This is a genomic window from Mesorhizobium sp. YL-MeA3-2017 (genome assembly GCF_030814575.1).
Classification (GTDB): Bacteria; Pseudomonadota; Alphaproteobacteria; order Rhizobiales; family Rhizobiaceae; genus Mesorhizobium; species Mesorhizobium terrae.
This window is the reverse complement of the sequence record NZ_JAUSVH010000001.1, coordinates 1,026,131-1,049,788: the sequence shown is the minus strand read 5'-3', so window position 1 is coordinate 1,049,788 and position 23,658 is coordinate 1,026,131. Positions and strand designations below refer to the sequence as shown.

The 23,658-nt window shown below is 62.3% G+C and carries 26 protein-coding genes; 14 read left to right on the top strand and 12 right to left on the bottom strand.

What is annotated here, in order from left to right; all coding sequences use genetic code 11:
* Window positions 1-115: 115 nt before the first annotated feature.
* A complete protein-coding gene (locus QFZ88_RS04965; protein WP_024924446.1) occupies window positions 116-682 on the top strand; it encodes a glyoxalase superfamily protein in 567 nt (188 codons plus the stop codon).
* 72 nt (window positions 683-754) lie between these two features.
* Here the strand turns inward: QFZ88_RS04965 and QFZ88_RS04960 are convergent, their stop codons facing one another.
* Complete coding sequence (locus QFZ88_RS04960; RefSeq protein WP_024924447.1) at window positions 755-1,189, bottom strand: hypothetical protein; 435 nt, start codon at window positions 1,187-1,189, stop codon at window positions 755-757.
* 148 nt (window positions 1,190-1,337) lie between these two features.
* Between QFZ88_RS04960 and QFZ88_RS04955 the strand changes: the two genes are divergently transcribed.
* Complete coding sequence (locus QFZ88_RS04955) at window positions 1,338-2,207, top strand: dienelactone hydrolase family protein (protein WP_024924448.1); 870 nt, start codon at window positions 1,338-1,340, stop codon at window positions 2,205-2,207.
* 13 nt (window positions 2,208-2,220) lie between these two features.
* Here QFZ88_RS04955 and QFZ88_RS04950 read toward each other — a convergent pair whose 3' ends face one another.
* Entirely contained in the window at window positions 2,221-3,102 is an 882-nt protein-coding gene (locus QFZ88_RS04950) for an EamA family transporter (protein WP_036255049.1), read from the bottom strand.
* Between the two features lie 93 nt (window positions 3,103-3,195).
* Here QFZ88_RS04950 and QFZ88_RS04945 point away from each other — a divergent pair, with 93 nt between their 5' ends.
* Window positions 3,196-3,690 (top strand): Lrp/AsnC family transcriptional regulator, encoded by a 495-nt coding sequence (locus tag QFZ88_RS04945; RefSeq protein WP_024924450.1) that lies wholly within the window; start codon window positions 3,196-3,198, stop codon window positions 3,688-3,690.
* A 190-nt stretch (window positions 3,691-3,880) separates the two neighbouring features.
* Window positions 3,881-4,129, top strand: a complete 249-nt coding sequence (locus QFZ88_RS04940) for a hypothetical protein (protein WP_024924451.1) — start codon at window positions 3,881-3,883, stop codon at window positions 4,127-4,129.
* A 100-nt stretch (window positions 4,130-4,229) separates the two neighbouring features.
* Here QFZ88_RS04940 and QFZ88_RS04935 read toward each other — a convergent pair whose 3' ends face one another.
* Together QFZ88_RS04935 and QFZ88_RS04930 are read right to left on the bottom strand one after the other, a co-directional pair.
* A complete protein-coding gene (locus tag QFZ88_RS04935; RefSeq protein WP_024924452.1) occupies window positions 4,230-4,427 on the bottom strand; it encodes a hypothetical protein in 198 nt (65 codons plus the stop codon).
* Between the two features lie 157 nt (window positions 4,428-4,584).
* On the bottom strand, window positions 4,585-5,070 hold the full coding sequence (locus tag QFZ88_RS04930; RefSeq protein ID WP_024924453.1) for a thioesterase family protein: 486 nt from the start codon (window positions 5,068-5,070) through the stop codon (window positions 4,585-4,587).
* A gap of 102 nt (window positions 5,071-5,172) precedes the next feature.
* Here QFZ88_RS04930 and QFZ88_RS04925 point away from each other — a divergent pair, with 102 nt between their 5' ends.
* Both QFZ88_RS04925 and QFZ88_RS04920 read left to right on the top strand, forming a co-directional pair.
* Complete coding sequence (locus QFZ88_RS04925) at window positions 5,173-6,600, top strand: FAD-binding oxidoreductase (protein ID WP_024924454.1); 1,428 nt, start codon at window positions 5,173-5,175, stop codon at window positions 6,598-6,600.
* 157 nt (window positions 6,601-6,757) lie between these two features.
* Window positions 6,758-7,237, top strand: a complete 480-nt coding sequence (locus QFZ88_RS04920) for a GNAT family N-acetyltransferase (RefSeq protein WP_024924455.1) — start codon at window positions 6,758-6,760, stop codon at window positions 7,235-7,237.
* Window positions 7,238-7,291: 54 nt separating this feature from the next.
* On the opposite strand, the gene QFZ88_RS04915 is transcribed toward QFZ88_RS04920, so the two are convergent.
* Entirely contained in the window at window positions 7,292-7,699 is a 408-nt protein-coding gene (locus tag QFZ88_RS04915; protein WP_024924456.1) for a DUF3011 domain-containing protein, read from the bottom strand.
* Window positions 7,700-7,924: 225 nt separating this feature from the next.
* Here QFZ88_RS04915 and QFZ88_RS04910 point away from each other — a divergent pair, with 225 nt between their 5' ends.
* Window positions 7,925-11,764 (top strand): AsmA family protein, encoded by a 3,840-nt coding sequence (locus QFZ88_RS04910; protein WP_024924457.1) that lies wholly within the window; start codon window positions 7,925-7,927, stop codon window positions 11,762-11,764.
* Window positions 11,765-11,839: 75 nt separating this feature from the next.
* A complete protein-coding gene (locus QFZ88_RS04905) occupies window positions 11,840-12,340 on the top strand; it encodes a GNAT family N-acetyltransferase (RefSeq protein WP_024924458.1) in 501 nt (166 codons plus the stop codon).
* A gap of 39 nt (window positions 12,341-12,379) precedes the next feature.
* Here the strand turns inward: QFZ88_RS04905 and QFZ88_RS04900 are convergent, their stop codons facing one another.
* Together QFZ88_RS04900 and QFZ88_RS04895 are read right to left on the bottom strand one after the other, a co-directional pair.
* Window positions 12,380-12,943: a DUF4337 domain-containing protein gene (locus QFZ88_RS04900; RefSeq protein WP_024924459.1), complete on the bottom strand. Its 564-nt coding sequence runs from the start codon at window positions 12,941-12,943 to the stop codon at window positions 12,380-12,382.
* Between the two features lie 110 nt (window positions 12,944-13,053).
* On the bottom strand, window positions 13,054-13,323 hold the full coding sequence (locus QFZ88_RS04895; protein WP_036255050.1) for a hypothetical protein: 270 nt from the start codon (window positions 13,321-13,323) through the stop codon (window positions 13,054-13,056).
* Window positions 13,324-13,706: 383 nt separating this feature from the next.
* Here QFZ88_RS04895 and QFZ88_RS04890 point away from each other — a divergent pair, with 383 nt between their 5' ends.
* Window positions 13,707-14,921, top strand: coding sequence for an SEL1-like repeat protein (locus QFZ88_RS04890; RefSeq protein ID WP_139116494.1), 1,215 nt, complete (start codon window positions 13,707-13,709; stop codon window positions 14,919-14,921).
* A 36-nt stretch (window positions 14,922-14,957) separates the two neighbouring features.
* Here QFZ88_RS04890 and QFZ88_RS04885 read toward each other — a convergent pair whose 3' ends face one another.
* The 4 genes from QFZ88_RS04885 to QFZ88_RS04870 form a co-directional block, all read right to left on the bottom strand.
* Window positions 14,958-15,179 (bottom strand): ribbon-helix-helix domain-containing protein, encoded by a 222-nt coding sequence (locus tag QFZ88_RS04885; RefSeq protein WP_024924462.1) that lies wholly within the window; start codon window positions 15,177-15,179, stop codon window positions 14,958-14,960.
* Window positions 15,180-15,189: 10 nt separating this feature from the next.
* The gene (locus QFZ88_RS04880) at window positions 15,190-15,402 is read right to left on the bottom strand and encodes a DUF4169 family protein (RefSeq protein WP_024924463.1); all 213 of its coding nucleotides are present in this window, start codon (window positions 15,400-15,402) and stop codon (window positions 15,190-15,192) included.
* A 12-nt stretch (window positions 15,403-15,414) separates the two neighbouring features.
* Window positions 15,415-15,945: an SspB family protein gene (locus QFZ88_RS04875; RefSeq protein ID WP_024924464.1), complete on the bottom strand. Its 531-nt coding sequence runs from the start codon at window positions 15,943-15,945 to the stop codon at window positions 15,415-15,417.
* A gap of 133 nt (window positions 15,946-16,078) precedes the next feature.
* A complete protein-coding gene (locus QFZ88_RS04870; RefSeq protein ID WP_024924465.1) occupies window positions 16,079-16,759 on the bottom strand; it encodes a TetR/AcrR family transcriptional regulator in 681 nt (226 codons plus the stop codon).
* Window positions 16,760-16,919: 160 nt separating this feature from the next.
* Here QFZ88_RS04870 and QFZ88_RS04865 point away from each other — a divergent pair, with 160 nt between their 5' ends.
* A complete protein-coding gene (locus tag QFZ88_RS04865; protein ID WP_024924466.1) occupies window positions 16,920-18,125 on the top strand; it encodes a multidrug effflux MFS transporter in 1,206 nt (401 codons plus the stop codon).
* 181 nt (window positions 18,126-18,306) lie between these two features.
* Window positions 18,307-19,452 carry a GGDEF domain-containing protein gene (locus QFZ88_RS04860; RefSeq protein ID WP_024924467.1) on the top strand — a complete coding sequence of 382 codons (1,146 nt, stop codon included), beginning with the start codon at window positions 18,307-18,309 and terminating at the stop codon, window positions 19,450-19,452.
* Window positions 19,453-19,481: 29 nt separating this feature from the next.
* On the opposite strand, the gene QFZ88_RS04855 is transcribed toward QFZ88_RS04860, so the two are convergent.
* Window positions 19,482-20,033 carry an AAA family ATPase gene (locus tag QFZ88_RS04855; protein WP_024924468.1) on the bottom strand — a complete coding sequence of 184 codons (552 nt, stop codon included), beginning with the start codon at window positions 20,031-20,033 and terminating at the stop codon, window positions 19,482-19,484.
* Window positions 20,034-20,329: 296 nt separating this feature from the next.
* On the opposite strand from QFZ88_RS04855, the gene QFZ88_RS04850 reads away from it, so the two are divergent.
* The 3 genes from QFZ88_RS04850 (at window position 20,330) to QFZ88_RS04840 (ending at window position 23,295) form a co-directional block, all read left to right on the top strand.
* Complete coding sequence (locus QFZ88_RS04850; RefSeq protein WP_024924469.1) at window positions 20,330-20,533, top strand: hypothetical protein; 204 nt, start codon at window positions 20,330-20,332, stop codon at window positions 20,531-20,533.
* On the top strand, window positions 20,530-21,378 hold the full coding sequence (locus tag QFZ88_RS04845; protein WP_024924470.1) for a helix-turn-helix domain-containing protein: 849 nt from the start codon (window positions 20,530-20,532) through the stop codon (window positions 21,376-21,378). The genes QFZ88_RS04850 and QFZ88_RS04845 overlap by 4 nt, the downstream gene beginning before the upstream one ends.
* 555 nt (window positions 21,379-21,933) lie before the next feature.
* Window positions 21,934-23,295, top strand: a complete 1,362-nt coding sequence (locus QFZ88_RS04840; RefSeq protein ID WP_024924471.1) for a phage major capsid protein — start codon at window positions 21,934-21,936, stop codon at window positions 23,293-23,295.
* Window positions 23,296-23,658: the final 363 nt, after the last annotated feature.

Here is a 23,658-nt window from a genome sequence, read left to right as displayed (position 1 = left end):
ATGGGTATGGCGAATGCGTCGCGACACTTCAGTCTGGTCCTTGTCCCTTGGGGCGAAGGCGCCGGCAATGCGGACCCCGGTGAAGCCTGAGCGCCCTGACGAGAAGGATCGCATTATGCGCACATTCCTGGATGCCAAGGCGATGGCGAAAGCCATGCGCGAGACGCTTGCCGTCAAGAAAATCGACATTTCCCATTCCGAGGCGCTGGAGATCGTTGCCTGCCAGTTCGGCCTCGACAATTGGAACATCCTGTCCGCCCGGATCGAAGACAGAGCCGGGCAGGCGGGGGCACCGGCCGCCGATGCAGGCGATATCACCTTCGAACAGGCGGTTCCGATCGTGCGTATCTTCGACGTCGCCAAGGCGCACGAGTTCTATCTCGGCTTCCTCGGTTTCACGGTGGATTGGGAGCATCGCTACGGCGATAATTTCCCGCTCTACACGCAGGTATCCCGGGCAGGCCTCAGGCTGCATCTGTCCGAACATTCGGGCGACGCCAGCCCGGGCGGCAACATGGTCGTCTATATGAGCGGCGTCGAGGCCTTCCAGCGCGAACTGGCGGCGAAGGACTACCGCTACATGAAGCCCGGGCTGGAAAAGGTCGACGACCGGCTGGAGGTCGAGGTCATCGACCCGTTCGGCAATCGCATCCGTTTCATGCAGATCGTGACGGCCGGCTGACCGGCAGTACCGCTGCGGTTCAGAGCTGTGGCCGGAAGGCATGGCCTTCCGGCTTCTTGCGCCCTTTTTCTTCTAGAGGCCGAGCTGACTCTTGAGGCCCGGCACGGAATCCAGCACCTGGCTGGTCAATTGCGGACCGGCGGCGGTTTTCGCCTGCTGGATCAGCGTGGCGGCGGCCTGCTGGATCTGCGCCATGCTGAGGCCGGTCGATTCCAGCTGCGCGACGCCGTTGACCAGCGCGCCGGCCTTGCCACCGAGGATGCCGCCGAGCGCCGACTGCAGCGAACCGAGCAACCCGCCGCCACCGCTGGCGGGAGCCGCGCTCATCACGTCATATTGCTGGGCGAGCTGGTCGGCGCCCGGCAGCTTGGCGAACCACGGCTCGACCGTGGCGGCGTCGACTTCATGCTGGATGACCGACAGGATGGTGCCGACCACCTTTTCCGTCGTCGGCTGGTCTATGCTGGTTTTCTGCGCAATCGTATTCACAACGTCCTGGGCATTCATGGGGCTCACCTTTCGCCATATCCGTGCCCGTTGCGCGGGCTCCGGCAAAGCATGGAATGGTCGCTCGGACGAGGCCATTCACTTCGTCGTGATTCGACGCTCTGGACGGGCTCCTTATTCTGGCCGGCGTTGACCGCGGGAGTATGACATGACCAGGCCGGCCATCACCCAGGCGATGATCGACGCCTATGACGAATACACGCATCTGACGCTCGACCGTCGCGGCTTCATGGACAAGCTGACCCGCTTGGCCGGCTCCGGCGCCGCGGCTGCCGTCATCGCGCCGCTGCTGTCGGCCAATGCCGCGGCGGCATCCATCGTCGCGGCCGACGATCCGCGCGTGAAAGCGCAGGATATTACCTATCCCGGCAGCAATGGCGCCGTGAAAGCCTATCTGGTGCGGCCTGCGAAACAGGACGGCAAGGCAGGCACGGTTGTCGTCGTGCACGAGAACCGGGGCCTGAACGAGCATATCCGGGACATCGCGCGTCGCGTCGCTCTGGAAGGTTTCGTCGCGCTGGCGCCGGACCTTCTGTCGTCGCTCGGCGGTACGCCGGACGACGAGGACAAGGCGCGCGAGATGATCTCGCAGCTTGATGCCGACCGCACGGTTACCGACGCGGCGGCGTCTATCGCTTTCTTGAAGGCCGACGCCAATGGCAAAGTCGGTGCGATCGGCTTTTGCTGGGGCGGCGGCATGGTCAACCAGATGGCGGTCCACGCGCCGGACCTTGCGGCCGCCGTCGCTTATTACGGCATGCAGCCGAAGGCCGAGGACGTGCCCAAGATCAAGGCGTCGCTGCTGTTGCATTATGCCGGCCTGGACGAACGCATCGACGCCGGCATCGACGCCTTCCGCGCGGCGCTCGACGCCAACAAGAAGGATTACAAGATTTTCGTCTATGACGGCGTCAACCACGCCTTCAACAACGATACGTCGGCGGCGCGCTATGACAAGAAGGCGGCGGATCTCGCTTGGGAGCGCACCACCACCTTCCTGAAGCAAAAACTCGCCTGAACGTCGAGGGGGCTCAGTTGCGCGCCGGCGCCGGCTTGTGCATGGCAACGCCGGCCACCACCAGCGCGACGCCAGCGAGGTCCTTCATCTCGGGTATCTGGCGCAACACGATAGCACCGATCAGTGTCGCCACGGCCGGCAGCAGCGCCAGCATCAGCGCAAAGGTGGCGCGCGGCAGGCGAGCCATGGCGAACTGATCGCAGATGTAAGGAATAACCGAGGAACAGATGCCGACGCCGGCGGCCGCCATCAAAAGCATGGGCGAGGAAAAGGCGGGCAGGGCTTGTCCGAAGCCGACCGGCAGCACGACGACAAAGGCGACCGCCATTGCGGCGCCGAGGCCGGTCAGGCCGCCTGTTTCGGCGCGCGAAACGCGATGGCCGAGCACGATGTAGGCAACGAACAGGCCGCCATTCAGGAAAGCGAAACCCAGGCCGACGGGATCGCTTGCCCAGCGGATGTCGATGAGCATGAGGACGCCAGCGACAGCGACGACCAGCGCCGCGACATTGCGGGCGCTGCGCAGGCCGACCAGTGCCACGCCGATGGTGCCGACGAATTCGATCGCCGCCACCAGCGAGATCGGCAGGCGGTCGAGCGCCAGGTAAAAGGAGCAATTCATGATCGCGAGGCAGACGCCGAAGGCAACCAACAACCGCCTGGTGGCCGCATCGGTATGCGCGAAGGTGCGCCATGGCCGCGTCAACGGCAGGAAGATGAGCGCCGCGACACCGATGCGCAACCAGGCCATGCCAAGCACGCCGATCTGCGCGAAAAGCAGCACCGCGAAAGCCGGACCAAGGTAATGGAAGACGGCGCTGACGAGGAACCAGGCCGGTGCGGGGATGCTGGTCACCAGCCGGCTGGTAGCAAGGGGTTGCGCTTGATCGCTCATGGCATCATCATCGCAGGGAAAACAGCTTTTCCATATGAGCGGATGGTGCCCTGGAAACTCGATATGCCTTGAAAACGGAGATGGTTTTGACCGATGAGACTCGGAAACGAAAATGCCGACATCGATGCGATCGACGTGAAGCTGCTGCGGCTTCTGGAAAAGGACGCGCGGACCAGCATCGCGGAGCTTGCGCGTTCGGTGGGGCTGTCGGCGCCGAGCGTGGCCGAGCGGATCAGGCGGTTGCAGGAAAGCGGCGTGATCGAGGCCTACACGGTGCGCATCAGTTCGACCGCGCTTGGCCTGCCGCTTTCGGCATGGCTGCGTATCAGGCCCGTGCCCGGCCAGCTTGCTACCGTCGCCGAAATCATCCGCGGCCTGCCGGAGATCGCCTTATGCGATCGCGTCACCGGCGAGGATTGTTTCATCGCGCTTGCCCATGTCGGTTCGGTCGCCGAGCTGGAGCGGTTGATCGACCGCATCATTCCCTATGCGATGACCAACACGGCGATCATCCAGTCTTCGCCGGTTACCGCGCGTTCGCCATTGAAGGCGGCGCTGCGCGCGCTTGGGCATGATGCGGAGAGATGATGGGCCGGGACAAGGGCGTGGAAGCCGGCAAGCGTTTCCCGAAATCCACAGTGCCGCCTTGTTATCGCCGCCGCGCGCGAGTTTAGTCTTGCCCCGTGGGCGCGGTCGTTTAAGTCTGTCGGCGCTACTAGAAGCCAGTCAAGGCGATGTCATGGAAAAACCATTCGACCCCAAAGGATCCGGACCCAGAATGGACGATAATTTCGACAAGGCCGCCATCGCCGTCATCATCGTGTTCGGCGCGTTGATCATTGGCGGGCTGATGGCAGCCAACCTCGTCATGGGCCACCGCAACGGCTTCCTTTATGCGCTGGGTGCCGCCGGCACCGCCTGGATCGCCGGCCACATGATCCTGTTCGACCTGCCGCGCGCCTATGCGTTCATGGTGGCGGCGTCCTTCCTTTTGGCCTTCGCCTCGACGCTGTCGCTGGTGACCTGAAGGCGCGGGCGCGAACGGGTTCGCCCAGGAATTTCACACATTCGGCTAAGCATTTGTGGAGAGGCGTGCATGGCGCGCCTCTTTTTGACGTGGCCGGAATTCAACCCGGCCCGCGTTTCGAGCGCGCCTGCTTGAGGATGGCGCGCCAGCGCAGCATGTCAAAAGGGATCGGCTCGTTGGAGTTGGCGATCTGGAAGATTTCGTTGTTGAGGTTCTTCAGCGAACGCCAGAAATCGTAGTCGCTGATGCGCGGGTCGGCGGCCAGCTTGGCCGAGAGAGCCTCGATGTCGATTTTCATGCTCGTCCTTCGGCCGGCTTCCTCCGGCCATCCTCCGCGCTTCGTGCCGGCCTCCCGCTGCCGTGTTTTCGTGCGCGCCGCTGATTCGCTCAACGGCGCGAAACGGCTTCTCCCCGTTCAATATTGATTAAGGTTAACGCAGCCGATGCGGCTTCATCTAGACCGTCTTTCGGCGGATGCCGATCGAACGACCGGCGCGTTCGGGGAGGGCCAGGCCGGCATGGGCGGCGCGCATCGCTTCCACCTTGGCCAGCACATCCGCCGGGAAGGGAGCGACCTTCGGCCCGCTCATGTCGACATGCAGCGAAAGCGATTCGGATGTGGCGGCCAGCCAGCCGTCGACATGGCGGATTTCCTGATAGACGCGCAGCCGCTTCTCATCGTGGTCGAGAAGCTGGAAGGTGGCGGTCACCTTGTGGTCGAGATGCAGTTCCTGCACGTAGCAGACATGCACTTCGGCCGTGTAGATGGTGAGCTTGCGGCCCACGGCATAGTCTGGCCCCATGCCCATCAGCTCGAAGGCTTCGTCCGAACAGCGGTCGAACAGCACGTTGTAATAGGCCATGTTGAGGTGGCCGTTATAGTCGATCCAGTCCTTTTGGATATCCATGACGCGGGAGACAAAAGGGGCGGGGATGGGCATCGCGTAGTTTCCTCTGGCGCTGGACAAAGCCGAATGGCACGGCAGACTACGTGTCCATAAGGTGAGAGCAAGGGCCGCGCTGGTCCATTCGCGGAGGAAAGCATGGCCCTGAGCGACCTCGTATCGGTCGAACGCAACGAGGAAGGTATTGCCGCCGTCCTCGGTATCCTGAAACTGCAGCTCGACGAGCGCTTTCAGACCGGGCAGGCGATCCGCGAGCAGCACGCCCACACCACCACCTATATCCCGACACAGGCGCCGGATGGCGTCGCCTTCTGCGAGACGACGGAAGAGGTACAGGCGGTGGTGCGGGCCTGTGCTGCACACCACGTGCCGGTGATCGCCTTCGGTGTCGGTACCTCGCTGGAGGGCCATGTCAACGCGCCGGGCGGCGGCATCTCGGTCGACCTGTCGCGCATGAACCGGATCCTCGCCGTCAATGCCGAGGATCTCGACTGCCGGATAGAGCCTGGCGTGACGCGCGAGCAGCTCAACCAGTATCTGCGCGACACCGGCCTATTCTTCCCGATCGATCCCGGCGCCAACGCCACTTTGGGCGGCATGGCGGCGACCAGGGCATCGGGCACCAATGCGGTGCGCTATGGCACCATGCGCGAGAATGTCCTGTCGCTGACGGCGGTGATGGCAGACGGCGAGGCGGTGACGACCGGCAAACGCGCCAGGAAGAGCTCGGCCGGCTATGACCTCACTCGGCTTCTGGTCGGTTCGGAGGGCACGCTTGGCATCATCACGGAACTGACGCTGAAGTTGCAGGGCATTCCGCAGGCGATTTCGGGCGGCGTCTGCCCGTTCCCGACGCTGGAGGCGGCGTCGCGGGCGGTGATCCAGACCATCCAGATGGGTATTCCGGTTGCGCGTATCGAATTGGTCAACGCGTTGCAAATGCGGGCGATGAAAGCCTATTCCAAGCTCGATTATCCCGAGAGCCCATGCCTGTTCCTGGAATTCCACGGCAGCGATGCAGGCGTGGCCGAACAGGCGGAGACCTTCGGCATGATCGCCGAGGAAAACGGCGGCGGACCGTTTCTGTGGACCACCGTTGCCGAGGAGCGGACGAAGCTGTGGAAGGCGCGCCATGATGCCTATTGGGCCTCGCTGACCTTGCGGCCCGGCGCGAAAGGACTGTCCACCGACGTCTGCGTGCCGATTTCGCGATTGGCGGAATGCGTGGCTGCAACCGAGGCCGACATCGCCGAGATGGGGTTGATCGCGCCGATCGTCGGCCATGCCGGCGACGGTAACTTCCACGTGCTGGCGTTGATGAACCCGAACGATGCCGGCGAGGTGGCGCTGGTCGAGCGCTTTGTCGCCCGGCTCAACGTGCGGGCGATCGCGATGGAGGGCACCTGTACCGGCGAGCACGGCATCGGCCAGGGCAAGGCCGGGTTCCTGAGAGCCGAGCACGGTCGCGGCGTCGACGTGATGCGCCAGATCAAGCATGCGCTCGATCCGCTAAACATCATGAACCCGGGCAAGATCCTGCCGGCCTCGGCCAATCCGCCGCATTGATCGTCCGGACAGGCTCGGCTACTGCCATTTCGTCCAATCGGGAATTTTATGCGCAGAGACGTTCATCGCTGAATGCCGGTCACGACCGGGAGGCCGCAAGGCCGATGCTGGCGCGTGCGCGCCACTCTCTGAAACTAAAAATTCCAAGGACATTTCCATGATAAAAGACCGTGGCGCGACGATCCGCGCCTATCGTGACGATCTCGACCGTGACCGGCTCGCCGAAATCTGGCTGGCGGCGTCGCGGGTCGGCCATCCTTTCCTGAGCGAGACGGAACTGCTCGATCAGCAGGCCAAGGTCAGGAATACCTACCTGCCACAAGCCGAGAATTGGGTCGTCGAGGACAATGGCAGCCAGGTCGGGTTCATCGGCCTGATCGACAATTTCATTGGCGGGCTGTTCGTCGACCCGACCGCGCATGGCAGCGGGCATGGCAAAGCGCTGGTGCTGTACGCCGCAACGCTGAAAGGAACGCTCGACCTGGAGGTCTATGCGGCCAATGTGGCGGCCATAGGCTTCTATCGACGCTTGGGGTTCCTTGAAGTCTCACGAAGCCAGCGGGACGATGAGGGCACATCGCGCGAGGTCGTCCTGATGCAGCGGCCGGCGTCGGAACAAGGCTGTCCCGGCAGATAAAACAAAACGGGCGGAACGGTGAGCCGTTCCGCCCGCCTCTCGGTCACATTGCGGCTAGCAATCGCCGTTGAAGAAGCAGTCGTCCCGACGGCGATCGTCATAGCGACGGTCGTAATAGGGATCGTAGTCGCGGCGCCGTTCGATGATGATGCCGCCGCCATTGTCGTCATAGTAACGACGCACGGGGCGACGGCTAGGCGAACCTTCGCCGAAGACGGCGCGGCACCCACCATCGACCCAGATGGTACCTGAATCACGGTCGTAACCCCAGGTGCGGTTGCGGATGCAGGGGCTGTCCGATTTCTGTCGCAGGATGACGGCGGATCGGAAATCGGCTTGGCATTCGTTGTATTGGTCGCCATTGGACGAACATGTCACGGTGCGCCCGGCGCTGGCCGGTACGGTGGAAACGCCCACAAGGGCGGCAAATCCGATGAGGGAGGCGGCGGCTATTCTGAACACGGTTGGATCTCTATTTCAGTATGAGCTCATTTTATGAAACGCCCCCCGACCCGACAAGACGCGGCCAGGCAGTGCAAGGCGAAACTAGCGCGTGGATTTCGTCATTTTTCCATCAGCGACATTCACGAATGCACCGACAAATGTAATGGATTGCGAGATGCCACTTTATCAACGCAGCATTGCCGTTAGATTGCGGGCACATTTTTACCCAGCGGTTTCGGAGTGATGCTCGCACGCCTGTTCGTTATCTTCGGTGGCCTGTTCGTGCTGGCGCTGCTTGCGGCGCTGGTGGTGCCGCCGTTCATCGACTGGACGGGCTACCGTGCCGACTTCGAGCGCGAGGCGAGTGCCATCCTTGGCCGCAAGGTGACAGTGAAAGGCAGCGCCACGGCGCGGCTGCTGCCGTTCCCGTCGGTGACCTTCACCGACGTGTCAGTGGCGGGCGGTCCCGGCGGTGCTGCTGCAATGACGGTCGACACCTTCTCGATGGATGCGGAGCTGGCGCCGTTCCTGCGCGGCGAGGTGCTGATCTTCGATATGCGGCTGGTGCGACCCAAGGCGACGATCGGCATCGCGGCGGATGGGAAGGTCGATTGGACGGTGCGGCCGTCTTCGCCCTTCGATCCTGCGCAAGTTTCGATCGAAAAGCTGACGGTGACCGGCGGTTCTGTCGAACTGCGCCAGGAGGCGAGCGGCCGCACCCATCTTTTGAGCGATATCAATGCCGTCGTCTCGGCAAAATCGCTGGCCGGACCGTGGCGCATGGAAGGTGCGCTGAAGGCCGACGGCGTGGCCACGCGCGTCAATGCTACGACCGGCAAGGCGGACGGGGCCGGCAAGATCGCGCTGAAGGTCAAAGCCGACCCCGAGGGTTACCCGTTGTCCTTCGAGACAGACGGCACGGCTGGCGTCGAGGACGGCAAGGCGCTTTATGCAGGCCAATTCCGCCTGTTTGGCGACAATGGCGCCCGGCCGGCCGCCGAAGGCAAGCCGGACGCAGGCGCGACGGGCACTGCGGAAGGTGGCAAGGCACCGCCCGGCTATCGGTTGACCGGTAAATTCCAGCTCGATCACAGCAAGCTGGCCGTCAACGAATTCCGTTTCGAGACCGGGCCGCTCGACAATCCTTATTCGGCCGACGGCAAGGCCTCAATCGACCTCGGTGCCGACCCGCGCTTCGCCATCACCGCCAGCGGCGCCCAGGTACAGTTCGACGAGGCATCCGGCGCAGGTCCGGGCGTGACGATGCCGCAACGCGTTGCGGCGCTGGAGCGGGTTCTGCTCGCGCTGCCCAAGCCGGCCATGCCCGGCACGGTCGAGGTGAAGCTGCCGGCGGTGGTGGCGGGTGACACCACGATCCGCGACGTTGCCGTATCGGCCGAACCCACCAGCGGCGGATGGGCGGTCAAATCGCTGGCGGCGACGTTGCCCGGCCGCGCCACATTGGAAGCCGACGGACTGCTCGGCGTCGACGGGGAAGTGCGGTTCACCGGCTCGCTGCTCCTGGCGGTGGCGCAACCTTCCGGCTTTGCCGCCTGGTTGTCGAAAGATGTCGATGAGGCGATCCGCCGCCTGCCTGGAGCGGGATTCCGCGCCAAGGTCGACCTGACCGATGCCCGCCAGAAGTTCGACGACCTCGAACTGGCGCTCGGCAAGGCCAGCTTTCGCGGCAGCCTCGACGCCAACCAGTCGACCGGAGCGAGGCCGGCCGTGGCGATGCAGTTGGAAGGCAGCGCCCTCGATGTCGAAGGGCTGACGGCGTTCGCCTCGCTATTCGTATCGGACAAGGGTTCCAGCCGCTTCGCCGCGAGCGATCTGGACGCCAAGATCAAGGCCGGGCCGGTCAATGCCTGGGGCTTTTCCGCCGACACGCTGGACACTGCGCTGCGGTTGCGCGCCGGTACGCTGGAGATCGACAAATTGTCGATCGGCGGATTGGCGGGCACGGCGGTGAGCGCGACAGGCCGCATCAAGGATTTTCCGGCCGCGCCGACCGGCAGTCTCGATGCTTCGATGCTGGGTGACGACCTGGCACCGCTGATCGACACGGCGGCCAGCCGCTTCCCGGACAATCGGGTGCTGTCGGCGCTGTCAGAGCGCGGCAAAGCGTTTCCGGGGCTGTTCGCCGATGCGCGCCTCGACGTGGTGATGAGCGCGGCCGACAATGGCGACGGCACCACGGGGCTGGCGCTTTCGGGTAAGGGCAAGGTGGGCGGTTCCGCGCTGTCGGTTTCGCTGTCGGCGCATGGGCGCGCGACGGAGCTCGCCAAGGCGCCGTTTTCGCTGACATTCGACGCGAAGAATCCTGACGCCACGGCTCTGCTCGCGCTTTACGGGCTGCCGGCGCTGCCGCTTGGCATGTTGGGCGAAGCGACCACCGACATCACTGCCCGTGGTACGTTGGCCGGCGGCATCGCCACCGCCTTCAACCTGTCGGGACTGGATTTCCGCGCGCGTTTCGACGGGACGCTCACCGACACGCCGCAGGGGCTGGAGGCCAAGGGAAAGACCGGTCTCGACGCTACCGACATCGAGCCGTGGTTGATGAGCACCGGTGTGGTGCTGCCGACCATGGGCATGGGGGCGGCGGTTGGCCTGTCGGCCGATGCAAGCTATGGCAACGGCCAGGCGACGCTTTCCGATCTCAAGGGCGGCGTCGGCGGCACCGCCGTGTCGGGCAATCTGAGCGCGGCGTTTGATGACGGACGGCCGCATCTCACCGGCAAGCTGGCGCTGGATACGCTCGATCTCGACCCGCTGGCGGCGATGCTGTTCGGCAATGACGCATTGGCAAGCGACGGCAGCAACTGGCCGAAGGCGCCCTTTGCCGCCAAACCCGCGATGCAGGCGACCGCCGACCTTGAGTTGAGCGCGGCCACGCTGTTCGCCGGGCCGCTGACAACCGCCCACGACGCCTCGATGTCGCTGAAGCTTAGCGATGATGGGCTCGGTGTTTCCAACCTGACGGCGAAACTGTTCGGTGGCACGATCACCGGTCTGTTCGACCTAAAGAACAATGACGGCAACGGCCTGTTCAGCGGCCAGGCGACGCTTTCCAGCACTGATCTCGCCACGCTGTTGCCGGCTTCGGGTCTGTCGGGCTCCGGTACTTTCACCGCCACGCTTACCAGCAGCGGCAAATCGGTCGACGCGATGGTCGGTTCGCTTGCAGGCTCGGGAACAGCGGCGCTGAGAGGCATGACGATCGCCAACCTCAATCCGGATGCGCTGCCGGCCTTGCTGAGCAAGGCGGACGAGCTCGGCCGCGACATCGATGCGGCGCGGACGGCAGGCTTCGCTCCCGGCATCGTGGGGCAGGGCAGCTACGTTGCACACGATGCCGACATCGCCTTCACCGTGGCCGGGGGCGTGCTGCGCGCGCCGCCCGTCAGCTTCGAGACACCGGCCTCGACACTGTCGGCGGAGCTTTCCGCTGATCTCGTCAAGGCAACGGCCACCGCGCGCGGTACGCTGACCTATCGCCCGGGCGACGAGGCGCTTGTCGGCTCCGAGCCGGCGCTGAACTACAGCATCGACGGACCGATAGCGGCACCGGCGCGCGCGTTCGACAGCGCGCCGCTGGCGCAGTTCCTGACGCAGCGGGCGCTGGAGAAGGAGCAGCAGCGGGTGGAGGCGATGCAGGCGGTTTTGCTGGAGAAGCAGAGGTTGCGTCGCGAAGCGCGCTACTATGTGGCGTTGCAGGAAGAGCGCGATCGCGCCGAGGAAGCAAGGCGCAAGGCGGAAGAAGAGGCCAGGCAAAAAGCGGAAGCGGACGCCAGGGCTGCCGCCGAGGCCAAGGCGAAGGCCGACGCGGAAGAGAAAGCCCGCGCCGAACAGGCAGCGGCCGCAGAGGTCGAGCGGCGCAAGGCGGAAGCGGCGATCAGACTGGCCGTTGAGGAAAAGGCCAGGCTGGAGGCGGAACGCCGGGCTGCCGAGCAGACGCCAACTGTCGTGCCTGCGCCGCGTGCCGAGCCCGTTCCGGCCCCGACACCAGTGCCCAAATCGGCGCCCAAACCGGCGCTGGAGCCGTTTTCGATTCGGGATTTCTTGAAGTCGCTGCAGTAGCGCGAAAAAGCCGGGCCATCGTGACTGTGCCAAGCAGGCGCGGCTGCGGACTATGGCCAATGAAGGGAGGCTGCGATGAACGATGTCAGCGTGAGGCTGGCCGATGTCGACGATGCCGAAGCCTTCAGGCAGATCCGTATCGAAGCGCTGCGGCTGGAGCCTTCGGCTTTCGCCAGTCGGGTGGAGGACTGGGAGGTTTTGCCAGACGAGGAATGGCGGCGGCGCATTGCCGCCAACCCGGTCTTCATCGCCTTTCGCGGCGCCGAGCCGGTCGGCCTGATGGGATTGTTGCGGGAGCAGTCTTCGAAATCGCGCCATCGCGCTACCATCGTCATGGTCTATGTGCGGACCAGTGAGCGCGGCACCGGCATGGCCAAGGCACTGCTCGACACGCTCGCCGAACATGCGTGCGGCATCGGCATTCTGCAGCTCGAACTAACGATCAACGCCGACAATGGCCAGGCGCAACGTTTCTATGAACGCGCCGGGTTTATCCCGTTCGGCCGCATTCCAGCCGGCGTGATCCACGAAGGCAGGGAAGTCGACGAGGTGATGATGGCGAGACGTATCGGCTGACGCGGGAAAACCGCCGGCTGCAGCAGCTCTCTCTGAGCCTCAAAGATAGGCGAAGCCGGCGGCCAGCAGGCCGATCACGCCCAGTGCCAGCGACCCGTGCCATGGCCAGCGTCGCCCGCGCATGATGATGGACAATGTGGCGATGGCGATGGCGATGTGCAGCAAGGTTACCGCCAGCGTCAGGATGTGATGGCGGCGCGTGTGCAATTCGCTGTCGGTCAGCTTTTCGTCGACCTGCTGCTCCAGGGCTTTCGCGTCGGCCTGGATCTTGGCGCTGTCTTGCTCGTTGCGCTTGGCGTTGGCGGTCATCGCGTCCGCTGTTGGCCCGCCTTGCGCCGCAGCCACTTCGTAAAGGTTCTTCTTGATGCTCTTGGCCTGATAGAAGGCCCATTGGTCGCTCGCCTTGTTCTGCAGATAGGCGGCGTCGCTCTTGTCGTTGATTGCCTCGGCGGTCTCAAGCGATTCAAAGCTGCCGACGGTCGCCGCCAACACCGCAAGCACAGCGATCGTCACCGAAACGGTGATGAGGAAGGGGTTGCCTTCGCTTGCCGCATGTTCGGCGTGTTCGGCCTGTTCCAGATGTTCCTGCGTGGCATCTTCCATCGTCATTCCCCCCAAATTGCCGGAAGTCGCCGTTTCCGAACCGGCCGCCGCGTATCGCAGCGGCGTGCGTCAGGCAGGTCGCCGCCGGGCGCGGCCTGGTCGTCGTCAGGTCATTGCGCCGGCTGCGTGGCCTGTGTGGGCGCCGTCTGCTGTTGCTGAAGTTCCTGCTGATGCTTCAGCTTGCGTGCCGCCACCTGCTTTTTATGCAGGGCATGGCCGGCGACGCAGCCACCAACCGCGCCGACGACGCCGTGGTGTCCAGCATAGTGCCCGGCCACGCCGCCCGCAACGGCTCCGGTCAGGCAGCCCACGGCCCCTGCCTGGGAAACCGGCATGGCGAATATGGTTGCGATCATTCCTGCAAGCGCCAGGTTTTTCATCGACACACCCTTGTGGTTGTGTTGCAGCGAGTCCCTTACACGCGATGATGCGGAAGCGATTGTGGCGCGATTGCGACTGGCGGCGCTGTTCTCGCGGATGTGATCGAAGCGTGCGAACCTGCCGGTAGGTGGTGTTCTGAACACGCGACCTGTTTCATATGTCCCGGCATATAGAGCCGCAATGAAGACGATAAGCCTTGCGTCTCCTCAGGACGGTCTACTGCGCCGGCTTTTCCCGTTGTGTCGTAAGTATCTGCAAAATCATGAGGATTCCCGTTGTAATTGCGGTGGCCTGAAGGATGATTTGAACAATTCTATCTCTTGAAAACATCCGCCCGTTGTTGGCAAGGTGATCCCGATCTGCGCGTGATACGGGGGCAGTTTTGCTATCGTCGATCAAAGTCTCTCAGCTGCTTCAGCGGTGGCCGGTCGTTCTCTGGTTTCTGGGTGTTGCGGGCATCTATTTCTTCGCCTTCCACAAAACCGAAATAGGCTTGACTCGTGGATGCCAGGATGGCGTCGGTGAAATTGGCCTCGAGAAAGCAAAACGTCTTTCTATAGGTAGTGATTACTATAGAATTTATCTCGCATGTAAGTATTATACGGGATCTGGAGTTTCAAAAGACCTAAGAATTGCTTTACAGTATTTGGAAGATTCAGCAAAGAAGGGAAGTGCGTACTCGCAGGTAGTGCTCTCTGGGTTCTATATGAGAGGTGAAGGTGTTGGAAAGGATGACGAAGAAGCCATGCGGTTGCTTCGCCTCGCTGCGCTGCAAGGTGACGCTCAGGGGCAATTCCGTTTAGGTGTTGCCCACTTATACGGAACCGCTGTCAAACAGGATGACGCGCAGGCCGCTCAATGGTTCCACAAAGCTGCCGACCAGGGGCTACCTGAGGCTGAGCAGGCGCTGGGTGCTATGTATGGTAGCGGGCGTGGGGTGGCTAGAGACGATGCCAAGGCTGTGCAATTGTTTCGAAAGGCCGCTAAACAGGGAAATGCCGAAGCACAGTATGATCTCTGTTCGGTGCATTTTTCGGGCACCGGTGTGCCGCGGGAATACGAGACTGCATTCCAATGGTGTAGTAAGGCCGCGGAGCAAGGGCAGGTTTCGGCGCAATATCTGACTGGGACAATGTACCTGCAGGGGCAAGGTGTCTTGAAAAATGAGATGCTGGCTCTGCATTGGTTGCAAAAAGCTGCGGAGCAAGAGCACCCAGAAGCTCAACTCCACCTTGGCGTAATGTATCTGAATGGTCAGGGGGTGAAAAAGGATGATTTTCTCGCATTCTTATGGATGCGGCGATCTGCTGAGCGCGGATTGAAGGAAGCGCAAGCAAATCTTGGAAAATTTTACTATAACGGCATTGGCACAAAGCAAGATGGTGTGTTGGGGGTGGAGTGGATTAGGAAGGCTGCGGAACAAGGAGATGCTGGTGCGCAGTACGATCTCGGCGTTGTTTATTTCAATGGTCGGGATGTAAAGAAAGACCTCGTCGAAGCTGAGCGCTGGTGGAGGAAGGCAGCAGGGCAAGGAAATGAAGATGCCCGGAAGATACTGAAAGATATATTCCCCGATGGCTCGAGCGGGCTGCTCTGACACCCGGAAATTTCACCAACGCCATAGCGCACCGAATTATTGGTTCTTTTGTTTCGCCCAATGCAGCACATAAAGCCGTAGCGCCGAGGACAGATTGGCCTCGCACGGGCGGGTTTCGTCGATCTCGGCGACCAGGGCCGCGACGGTGATCGTGCGGTTTTCCGCGATGGCTACGAGCTCGTCGTAGAACGGCTTTTCCAGGGAATAGGACGTGCGATGGCCGCGAATGGTGACAGAGCGTTTTTCGACCAGGCTCACGTCTTCCAGCTCAGTTCCGGTCCGGGGAGGGCGGCTTGCTATCGGGCGCCGGTTCGCGGCGATGACCTTCGACGAAATTGGCGGCGCGCTCCGCTTCCAGCCGCTCGCGCTGCTTCTCGGTCTTGCTGCGACCATGCAGGATACGATTGCGCTCGGCCTCGGCGCTACGATCCTCGCGCGCCTTGCCTTTTCTGAACTGGCGGAGATTGACGATCTCGGCCATGCGCCGCTGGCCCTACTTCTTGCGGAAGGCGTCGAGCGAAACGACGTCGGCGCCCTTTCCGGTGGCAGGCTCTTCGGCTGGCGCCACTTCGGGTTCCGCCGCCTTCTTCTTCGACGTGGTCTTCTTTTCCGGCGCGAGCGCGACTGGTGCCACGGCCGGCTTTTCTTCGATCTCGGTCAACGACTCGGTCTTGACGTCGAACTCCAACTCGAAATTCACCGAGGGATCGTAGAAGCCGCGCACGGCGGAGAAGGGGATCTCGAGCTTTTCGGGGATATCCGAGAAAGACAGGCCGATCTCGAAGCCGGCTTCGGTCACCTTCAGGTCCCAATACTGGAACTGGATGACGATCGTCATCTGTTCGGGATAGCGTTCGCGCAGGCGCGTGGAGATGCGTACGCCGGGCGCTCCGGTCAGGAAGGTGATGAAGAAGTGGTGGTTTCCGGGCAGGCCGGTGCGTGCGACTTCGGCCAGAACCTTGCGCATGACGCCGCGCAGAGCTTCTTGAGCCAGAATGTCGTAGCGGATGTGGTCGTCGGCCATATGCCAGGGCGGTTCCGTTGAATCGTCCGCATAGCTGTAATCAAGCTTGGCGGGCTCGTAAACCGGATATAGGCCCGGCTCCGTTCAAGCCAGCGTGCTTCAGCGTTTTTTGGCGTGATGGTTACCGTTTGGATCAGACCGTAATGGCTTCGCGCAATGAGCCGGCCGGCTGGCGTGCGCCATAGGCCCGCAGGAAGGCGCGCACGCCATTTGTGGCGGACCGCAGCACTTCTTCTTCAGTCGGCTGGATGCCCATCATGAAGGCAATCTGCAGTTCGGCATTGACGAGAGCGATGAAATGGCGAGCGGTCACGTCCGGGTCTTCGATGGCAAGATGGCCGGCAAAGGCGAGGCGGGCAAAACGCGCCGCCAGCGCCGACAATGTCGTGCCAGGGCCGTTTTCGCGCCATTCAGCGAACAGTTCGGGATAGCGTTCGCTCTCGGTCTGGATCAGTTTGCGCAGGAATTTGCCATCGCGGCTGCAGATGCAATTGCGGTTCATGCGCACGGCATAGGCGATCAGGTCGGCCTCGAGATCCTTCGGTTGATCCGGGAAAGTGGCGAGCGTAGCGAAGCTCTCGGCATTCAGCCGTTCAGTGAGTTCGCGCACAACGGCGACGAACAGCTTCTCCTTGTCGCCATGATGGTTGTAGACCGTCTGGCGCGAAACCCCTGCTTCGACCGCGATCAAGTCGATATTGGCTCCAGCAAAACCTTCCCGGCAAAACACCTTGGCGGCGGAGGAGATGACCGAAGCGCGCTTGGCTTCGTGGCCGCGTGGCGGGAAGGTGTCAGCAGAAATCGTCTGGCTCATGGAAATCTATATAGTCGTGATTGACAATTTAGACAAGGATGTCTAATTTTCTGGACTATGAATTGAGAGAATCGACACACCGTTGTCGGTATCTCGAGGGATGGAACGTCCTGGGTTGGACGCCGCATTGCGGTGTCAACCAGATTGAAAGAGCCATATTATGAACGCGCATTTCCTCCGCACCGCGGTGTTGCTTGGCCTTATGTCTGCCGTTGGCGCCTTCGCCGTCGACATGTATCTGCCGGCGCTGCCTTCGATCGGTGCTGATCTCAAGGCCAGCACGTCCGCCGTGCAGATGAGCCTTCTGATCTTTTTCCTGTCGATGGGTTTCGGCCAGATCGTCGTCGGACCGCTGTCCGACATGTATGGCCGCAAGCCGCCGCTTTATGTCGGCCTTGCCCTGTTCATCGTCGGCGGCATCGGCTCCGCGATGGCGCCGAACATCGAATGGCTCATCGCGTTCCGGTTCCTGCAGGGGCTGGGTGCCAGCGCCGGCATGGCTATCCCGCGCGCTGTCGTGCGCGACATGCATACCGGCAATGAGGCCGCCAAGCTGATGTCACTGCTGATGCTGGTGTTTTCGGTGTCGCCGATCCTCGCGCCGCTGTCCGGCAGCCTGATCATCGAAACCCTTGGCTGGCGTGCAGTGTTCTGGGTGCTGACGGGCGCTGCTGTGATTGCCATTGTGCTTTTGGCTACGGCACAGAAGGAAACGCGGCCGGTCGAGGACCGTGTAGGATCATCCTTCGGCACGGCGCTGAAGAGCTACTGGTTCCTGCTCAAGGATCGCAATTTCCTTGGCCTGACCGCGATCGGCGGCTTCGGCATCGCCTCGTTCTTCGTCTATCTGGCAAGTTCGTCCTTCATTCTGATCGACCATTACGGCCTGTCGCCATCGCTTTACAGCGTGTTCTTCTCGATCAACGCCGTTGCCTTCATCGGCATGTCGCAGATGACCGGCTGGCTGGCTGACCGGTTCGGGCTGAAGCGCGTGGTGAAGGTTGCCGTCGTCGGCTACGCCACCGCCATGGTGGTGCTGCTGGCGGTGATGGCTTCGGGCGTCGACCGGCTGGGCGTGATGGCAAGCCTGCTGTTCATCGGCTACGGCTTCCTCGGCCTCGTCATCCCGACCACGTCGGTGCTGGCCATGGAAGAACACGGCACCATCGCCGGGACGGCGTCGGCGCTGATGGGCACGCTGCATTTCGCCATTGGTGCGGTGGCGATGGGCGTCGCCGGACTGTTCTTCGACGGCACGCCGCTGCCGATGGTGGCGGGTATCACGCTGGCCGCTGTCATCGCCTTCGTACTGACGCAGGTCACCCTCGGCCGTGCCCGTCAGGTGGTCGAAGCGCCGGCGGAATAAGTCTCTCCCAAGACTGATCGGAAGGGCCGGACAATTGTCCGGCCCTTTTGTTTGTGCGACGAAAAAGCCAGCGCAGCGCCCGAATGTCGCGGCTTTTAGGTGCCGCGCTATCCTCTTGTTTACCCGTGCCGTGTAGATGTCGGGCTGCATTGGACGCGGGCAACGGGCGCGGGCGAAAACCTTGAAGTTCATTCCTTCGGCATTGCTGCTGCTTTTCGCGGCCAGCTTTTTCAGCGTCTGGCTGCTTGATCGGCGGCGCCGGCATCTCGTGCTGTTTTCGCTGGCCTTCCTGTCGGTCAGTGCCGGAACGGTGGTGCAACTCGCATTGTGGCCGTCCGACATCGGCCTCAACAGCCTGGCCTGCGCAGTGCTCTACACGGCAGGGCCATTGTTCCTGGCCGAAGGCGTGCTTTCGCGCTCGGGCAAGCGGATGCCACTCCTCGAACATGCCGCCTGGATGGCATTGATGGTCGGGTTGCTCGGCTATTTCTATTATGTCGTGGACAATCTCCAGATCAGGGCCTGTGCGCTCAATCTCGGCATGGCCGGTATCGTGCTCAGCGCGGCCTGGAAGCTGCGGCATCTCACGCGCGGCAGCACCATCGACAAAGCGATGCTTTGGCTCCTGTCCGGTCTTTCGCTGACCTTCGTGGTGCGCACACTGCTTACCGGCGGCTCGGTGCCCACTAGTGACATCGCCGCCTTCTTCGAATCGCCATTCTGGCTGTGGGCGCAGTTCGCCATGTCGGTGCTCGGCGTAGCGATGGGGCTCGGCCTGCTCGTGGTTGTGTGCGCCGACGTGGTTCTTGGTCTCAAGAGCGAACGCGACAGCGATCTCTTGACCAGCCTGCTCAACCGGCGTGGTCTCGAGGCGCGCGCGGTCGAGGTTTTGTCCGGTGCCGTGCGCAATCCCCTCAGCGTTGTCGCCTGCGACATCGACCGATTCAAGTCGATCAACGATCGCTTCGGCCATGCCGCCGGCGACGTCGTGCTTTCGACCGTCGCTGGAGTCATCCGCGAGCAGGTGCGGGCAAAAGATCTCGTGGCGCGCATCGGCGGCGAGGAGTTCGTCATCCTGCTCAGGGATTGTTCGACGGACGATGCCTATATGCTGACCGAGCAGCTCAGGGCCGCGATCGCCAGCTGCGAACTGGCCGGTCTGCCGGCAGGGTTCAAGGTTACCTGCAGTTTCGGCATCGTCGAGTGCCGTGCCGGCGAGGACCTTTGGGACGCGATCGGCCGCGCCGACAAGATGCTCTACGCGGCCAAACATGCCGGGCGCAACCGCACGCTGGCCGAAGGTGCCAGGCTACCGCGCGCGGCCTGATGATGTCGGGTCGTGACGGCTGAGGCCGCTTACGGCTTCTTCAATCGTTGAACGATGAAGGCGAGCCGCTCCTCGACCGATGCGTGAGGCAAGGTGATCAATTGATAGCCATAGCGCGGATAGGTGTCGGCCAGGGCGTCGTAGGTGCGCTGGGCTTCCTCGATGTCCTGCTTGCGTTCGGCATCCTGGGTGAAGATCTCCGGCCAAGGCGGCGCGATGAAGACGCGGCGGTTATAGCGGAAATGCTCAGCCGCCTTCTGCATGTGCGCCGGTGTGGGCAGGCCGCACAACTTTAGATAGGCCAGTGTGTCCGGCACGCCGCGATCGAAGAACACAGGCCCGTCCTGCCTGGCGGCGGCGCGGTGGGAGCGCAATTCCCACGCGAGCATCAATTCAGCGAACAATGCCTTGTTGTCCCAGGGTAGGGCGGATCCACCGACCGCCGATTGGTCCTGGATGATGTTGCGTCCGGCCTCGGGCGCGGTGGCATAACCACGCGCGGCAAGCGCTTCGATGAGCGTGGTCTTGCCTGAGCCGGGACCGCCGGTGAGCACGATGAAATGATCGGTTTGGTTCTGCATGGCTGTCTTCCCACGAGTTTGGTGGCGCAAGCCGGACGGCGCGCGGCTCGACGAAAGGCATTTCGATGTTTCGGGAGGGTGCGCCTGGCGCTGGCCTGTCTGCAGGCAATGCGGCCAAAGATGGCCGGGTGGCGTGCGGCGGCTTTTTGGGGGGAGTTTGGGGGGAGGAGGAGAAGTGGAGGCTTCCAGATAAGCGGCCATTTCCAGTTGAATGTCAACGGGATGCGTTTTCCAGCGAAAACCCGGAAAAGCATGAACAAGGGCGGAACAAACCGCACTGTTGTAAAACCGAAATCGTGACATCGGCTGACCTGCCTGTCGGCGGAACGACAGGTCTTTCCCACCAGTCCAGCGTCTCGATCGAACAGGCCGCCGCCTGGTATCGCGACCACCGCTACACGGCCGAGCGGCCGCTGATCCCGGCGCTGCGGAGGCGCTTTGGCCTCACCGCGCATGAGGCTGTTATGGCGCTGCGCGAGGCGAAAGGCGCTGGGCGATGAGTAACGGCCGCCAGCGCTTTTCGATCATTCCCGCCGCAGCTGTCACCGATAGGCGGCTGGAGCCGCGAGACTTGCAGGTCTTGTGTCTGCTCGGCCGCCATACCGACAATCGCGGTTGGTGCTGCCGTTCTCAGGTGAAGATGGCGCGTGAGCTGGCATGCGGTCGCGCCACGGTGCAACGCTCGCTGACGCGACTGGTTGAGGCCGGATACCTTGAGCACCGCGTGATCTATCGTGATAGCGGGGCTGATGCTGCGCACGAATATCGCGTTCTGCTCGATACGCGGGACGGTGCGGATTTTCCGCACCTCGACGGTGGCGAAATTAGCCACTACGAGGATGGTGCCCATACATGGGCAGGGGTGCCCACTGGTGGGCAGGGGTGCCCGCCCAAGGATGGGCAGGGGGTGCCCACCCATGAGCGGGCACCAATGTTAACGACCCCTGTTAAACGAAAAGAGAGAGAGCGCGCGCGCGAAAATGAAGAATTCGAGGCAGCTCGCAAAGCTTGGCCGACTGGCTTCGCCGACAGTCGGGGGGATGCGTTGGCGGCTTGGTGCGAGCTGGGCGATGAAGACCGCCGCGACGCCGCGACCGAGATTGATAGATACATCTCCACCACAAAAGCTGTTGGCCGAAAGTTCTTCGGGACCTTCGCCAGTTACCTCGCCGAGCGGAAGTGGCTCGCGCTGTCCGAGCGGCCAAAGCCTGCGCGCCGCCCAATCGAGGCACGTGAACCAGCGGTGCCCACCCGATCGAAGCCGACGTCGTTCCAGCGGGCGAACCCGCACCTCTACCCCGAACTGTTCGGAGATGCTGCCGATGCGGCCGAGGCGCAGCCATGAAACAGGGTCAGCTCCCGTTCGATGAGGTCGAAACCCGGTGCTTGGTCTGCGGGAAGATCATCGTCCGGCCGAAGAAGAGACGCGGCCGGCACTCTCGGTTTTGCTCCGTCGAATGCAAAAACACGCGGTCCTTGGTCTGGCTTCGCCGATGGCGGATCAAACGACATCAAGGGTGGGTGGGGGGCGAAAGTCTAGGCCCAGATGGCATGGACCGGTCGATGTCGAAGCGCGTATCGCCGCGAAAATAGCGAATAGATTTTTTCCTGCAAAAAGAAAGGTTTAATGGCTCATGGCAAAAGCACTCGATCTCAAAGCCGTACAAAAACGGTTGATGATTTCTCGGGATCGTCGCTTCAGGTTTGAAAATCTGATCGGAAAGCAGTACGAAAATCATATTGGCTCGCATACTGGCCTTTCCAGTCACTGTGAGAGACGCCTCCACCCCGCGCCCTTTGCGCCTGGCTAATGCGTCGGCACGAACGGGGCAGCTTTGCTGCTCTGATGTTCAACCGTGCCGGCGTCTGGAAAAAGCCGGCTGTCCCAAAGGGTACTCACATGACCAAACATATCTCGCTGCAGGACTGTCGCGAGGCCGTCGCGAAAAATCGCGTCGCCATGCAGCAGGCGGACAGCAACTTCTTTGACGACGTGGAGCGGCGGTTCGAAGCCCTTCGCAGCAAGACAAAACACCCTGCCGACTTCAGGCGGTTGTCGAATGAACTCCGCAACTGGGTCAATAATTTCGTCGGCCGGCAGGACTGGAATGCCAAGCAGGATGAGCCTGCATACGAAGGCGCGATGGCGCTTCTGAATATCGTCGATCGCGAGATCGAAAACCGCGCGGTCGCTATGCAGACGCTCGAAGATGCCGGGCTTATTAGAGGCGCTGCCGACGGTTCCTGGCGCGATGCCAACACCGGCAAGGTTGTCGAAATCGTCAACTCGGACGAGAACCTCGCCAAGCTGCGCACGCAATATGACGGCAGCACCGGAGCGTCCGTCGGCACCTATCTCAACGGCATGCTCTTCGGTGCCAGATCGGACGCCATGCGCAATGCCCTCTCGGAGGGCACGGATAGCGCCGGCGGGTATTCCGTTCCCACCTACGTCGTGCGCGAGTTCTTCGACAAGCTGCGCGCGAGGACGACGTTTATCAAGGCCGGCGCAAGGACGATGATCCTCGACACGATGAAGACGCGCATCGTACGCACCGCCGCAGACCCTGTACCGGCGTGGCGCGCCGAGAATGCGGCCATTGCAGAATCCAACCCCAATTTCGAGGCTGTCGATTTTGTCGCTCGGTCGCTCTCCGTCTTGGTCAAGGTGAGCCGGGAGGTTCTGGCCGACTCTGTCAACATCGACCAGGCGCTCGAAACGGCCCTTCTGGGGTCGATGTCGGTCGAACTGGACAGGGCCTGCCTGTTCGGCGCCGGCACGGTCGTTGAGCCGCTTGGACTGTTCAACACGCCTGGAATCGGTTCGGTTAGTCTCGGGGCCAACGGTGCGGTGATCTCCAACTATGACCCGTTCGTTGATGCGTTGTACGAGATCGAGGCGAAGAACGCAGGCCCCGCCAATGCCGCTATCTACAATCCGCGCACGGCGCGCACGTTGCGCAAGCTGAAAGACACGCTCAATCAGCCGCTCAACGCTCATGATGATGTGAAGGCGCTTGAGCGCCTGGTCAGTACGTCCGTGCCTATCAATCAGACCCAGGGCACCGAGGTTGCGGCATCCACGATTCTCGTCGGCGACTTCAGTCAGGCGATTCTCGGGCTTCGCGAGAGCCTTAGCATCCAGCGGCTTGACCAGGCGTTCGCCGCCAATGGCCAGATCGGCTTCATCTGCCACATTCGCGCAGATGTCGGGTTCGCGCACCCTGAGTCTTTCTGCAAGATCCTTGGCGTCAAGCCCTAATCACTCTGAGCGCACATTCTGAGGCTGAACAACCAGGCCAATAACGGAAAGTCACCTCCCGGCGCTCGAGTCTGGATAGCGGGTCAAGGTGGCAAGGCGACGGGCGGCCGGGGCTTTCTCCCGGGCCGCCCGCTTTATGGCAATGCAGGAGCATCGAAGATGAAACTTAGGTATGCAACCGCTCTGCGGAGCACAACAGTGCTTCCGCCGAAAATCTACCGGCCGAATGGAGAAAGCTTGGCTCTCCACCCTCCCGTCTTTGCCATCATCTCAGACTTCACATTGTTAGCGCTGGCTTCCAGTCCGATTTTCATTATGGGGCCGCGGTGACCGCGTTTTGCGTCTATGTCGGTTCGAAGGATG

Bases quoted from the DNA above. Each gene is read 5' to 3' on its own strand.
- QFZ88_RS04965 (WP_024924446.1), top strand. From the start codon at position 116: ATGCGCACATTCCTGGATGCCAAGGCGATGGCGAAAGCCATGCGCGAG.
- QFZ88_RS04960 (WP_024924447.1), bottom strand. From the start codon at position 1,189: ATGAATGCCCAGGACGTTGTGAATACGATTGCGCAGAAAACCAGCATA.
- QFZ88_RS04955 (WP_024924448.1), top strand. From the start codon at position 1,338: ATGACCAGGCCGGCCATCACCCAGGCGATGATCGACGCCTATGACGAA.
- QFZ88_RS04950 (WP_036255049.1), bottom strand. From the start codon at position 3,102: ATGAGCGATCAAGCGCAACCCCTTGCTACCAGCCGGCTGGTGACCAGC.
- QFZ88_RS04945 (WP_024924450.1), top strand. From the start codon at position 3,196: ATGAGACTCGGAAACGAAAATGCCGACATCGATGCGATCGACGTGAAG.
- QFZ88_RS04940 (WP_024924451.1), top strand. From the start codon at position 3,881: ATGGACGATAATTTCGACAAGGCCGCCATCGCCGTCATCATCGTGTTC.
- QFZ88_RS04935 (WP_024924452.1), bottom strand. From the start codon at position 4,427: ATGAAAATCGACATCGAGGCTCTCTCGGCCAAGCTGGCCGCCGACCCG.
- QFZ88_RS04930 (WP_024924453.1), bottom strand. From the start codon at position 5,070: ATGCCCATCCCCGCCCCTTTTGTCTCCCGCGTCATGGATATCCAAAAG.
- QFZ88_RS04925 (WP_024924454.1), top strand. From the start codon at position 5,173: ATGGCCCTGAGCGACCTCGTATCGGTCGAACGCAACGAGGAAGGTATT.
- QFZ88_RS04920 (WP_024924455.1), top strand. From the start codon at position 6,758: ATGATAAAAGACCGTGGCGCGACGATCCGCGCCTATCGTGACGATCTC.
- QFZ88_RS04910 (WP_024924457.1), top strand. From the start codon at position 7,925: ATGCTCGCACGCCTGTTCGTTATCTTCGGTGGCCTGTTCGTGCTGGCG.
- QFZ88_RS04905 (WP_024924458.1), top strand. From the start codon at position 11,840: ATGAACGATGTCAGCGTGAGGCTGGCCGATGTCGACGATGCCGAAGCC.
- QFZ88_RS04900 (WP_024924459.1), bottom strand. From the start codon at position 12,943: ATGGAAGATGCCACGCAGGAACATCTGGAACAGGCCGAACACGCCGAA.
- QFZ88_RS04895 (WP_036255050.1), bottom strand. From the start codon at position 13,323: ATGAAAAACCTGGCGCTTGCAGGAATGATCGCAACCATATTCGCCATG.
- QFZ88_RS04880 (WP_024924463.1), bottom strand. From the start codon at position 15,402: ATGGCCGAGATCGTCAATCTCCGCCAGTTCAGAAAAGGCAAGGCGCGC.
- QFZ88_RS04875 (WP_024924464.1), bottom strand. From the start codon at position 15,945: ATGGCCGACGACCACATCCGCTACGACATTCTGGCTCAAGAAGCTCTG.
- QFZ88_RS04870 (WP_024924465.1), bottom strand. From the start codon at position 16,759: ATGAGCCAGACGATTTCTGCTGACACCTTCCCGCCACGCGGCCACGAA.
- QFZ88_RS04865 (WP_024924466.1), top strand. From the start codon at position 16,920: ATGAACGCGCATTTCCTCCGCACCGCGGTGTTGCTTGGCCTTATGTCT.
- QFZ88_RS04855 (WP_024924468.1), bottom strand. From the start codon at position 20,033: ATGCAGAACCAAACCGATCATTTCATCGTGCTCACCGGCGGTCCCGGC.
- QFZ88_RS04845 (WP_024924470.1), top strand. From the start codon at position 20,530: ATGAGTAACGGCCGCCAGCGCTTTTCGATCATTCCCGCCGCAGCTGTC.
- QFZ88_RS04840 (WP_024924471.1), top strand. From the start codon at position 21,934: ATGACCAAACATATCTCGCTGCAGGACTGTCGCGAGGCCGTCGCGAAA.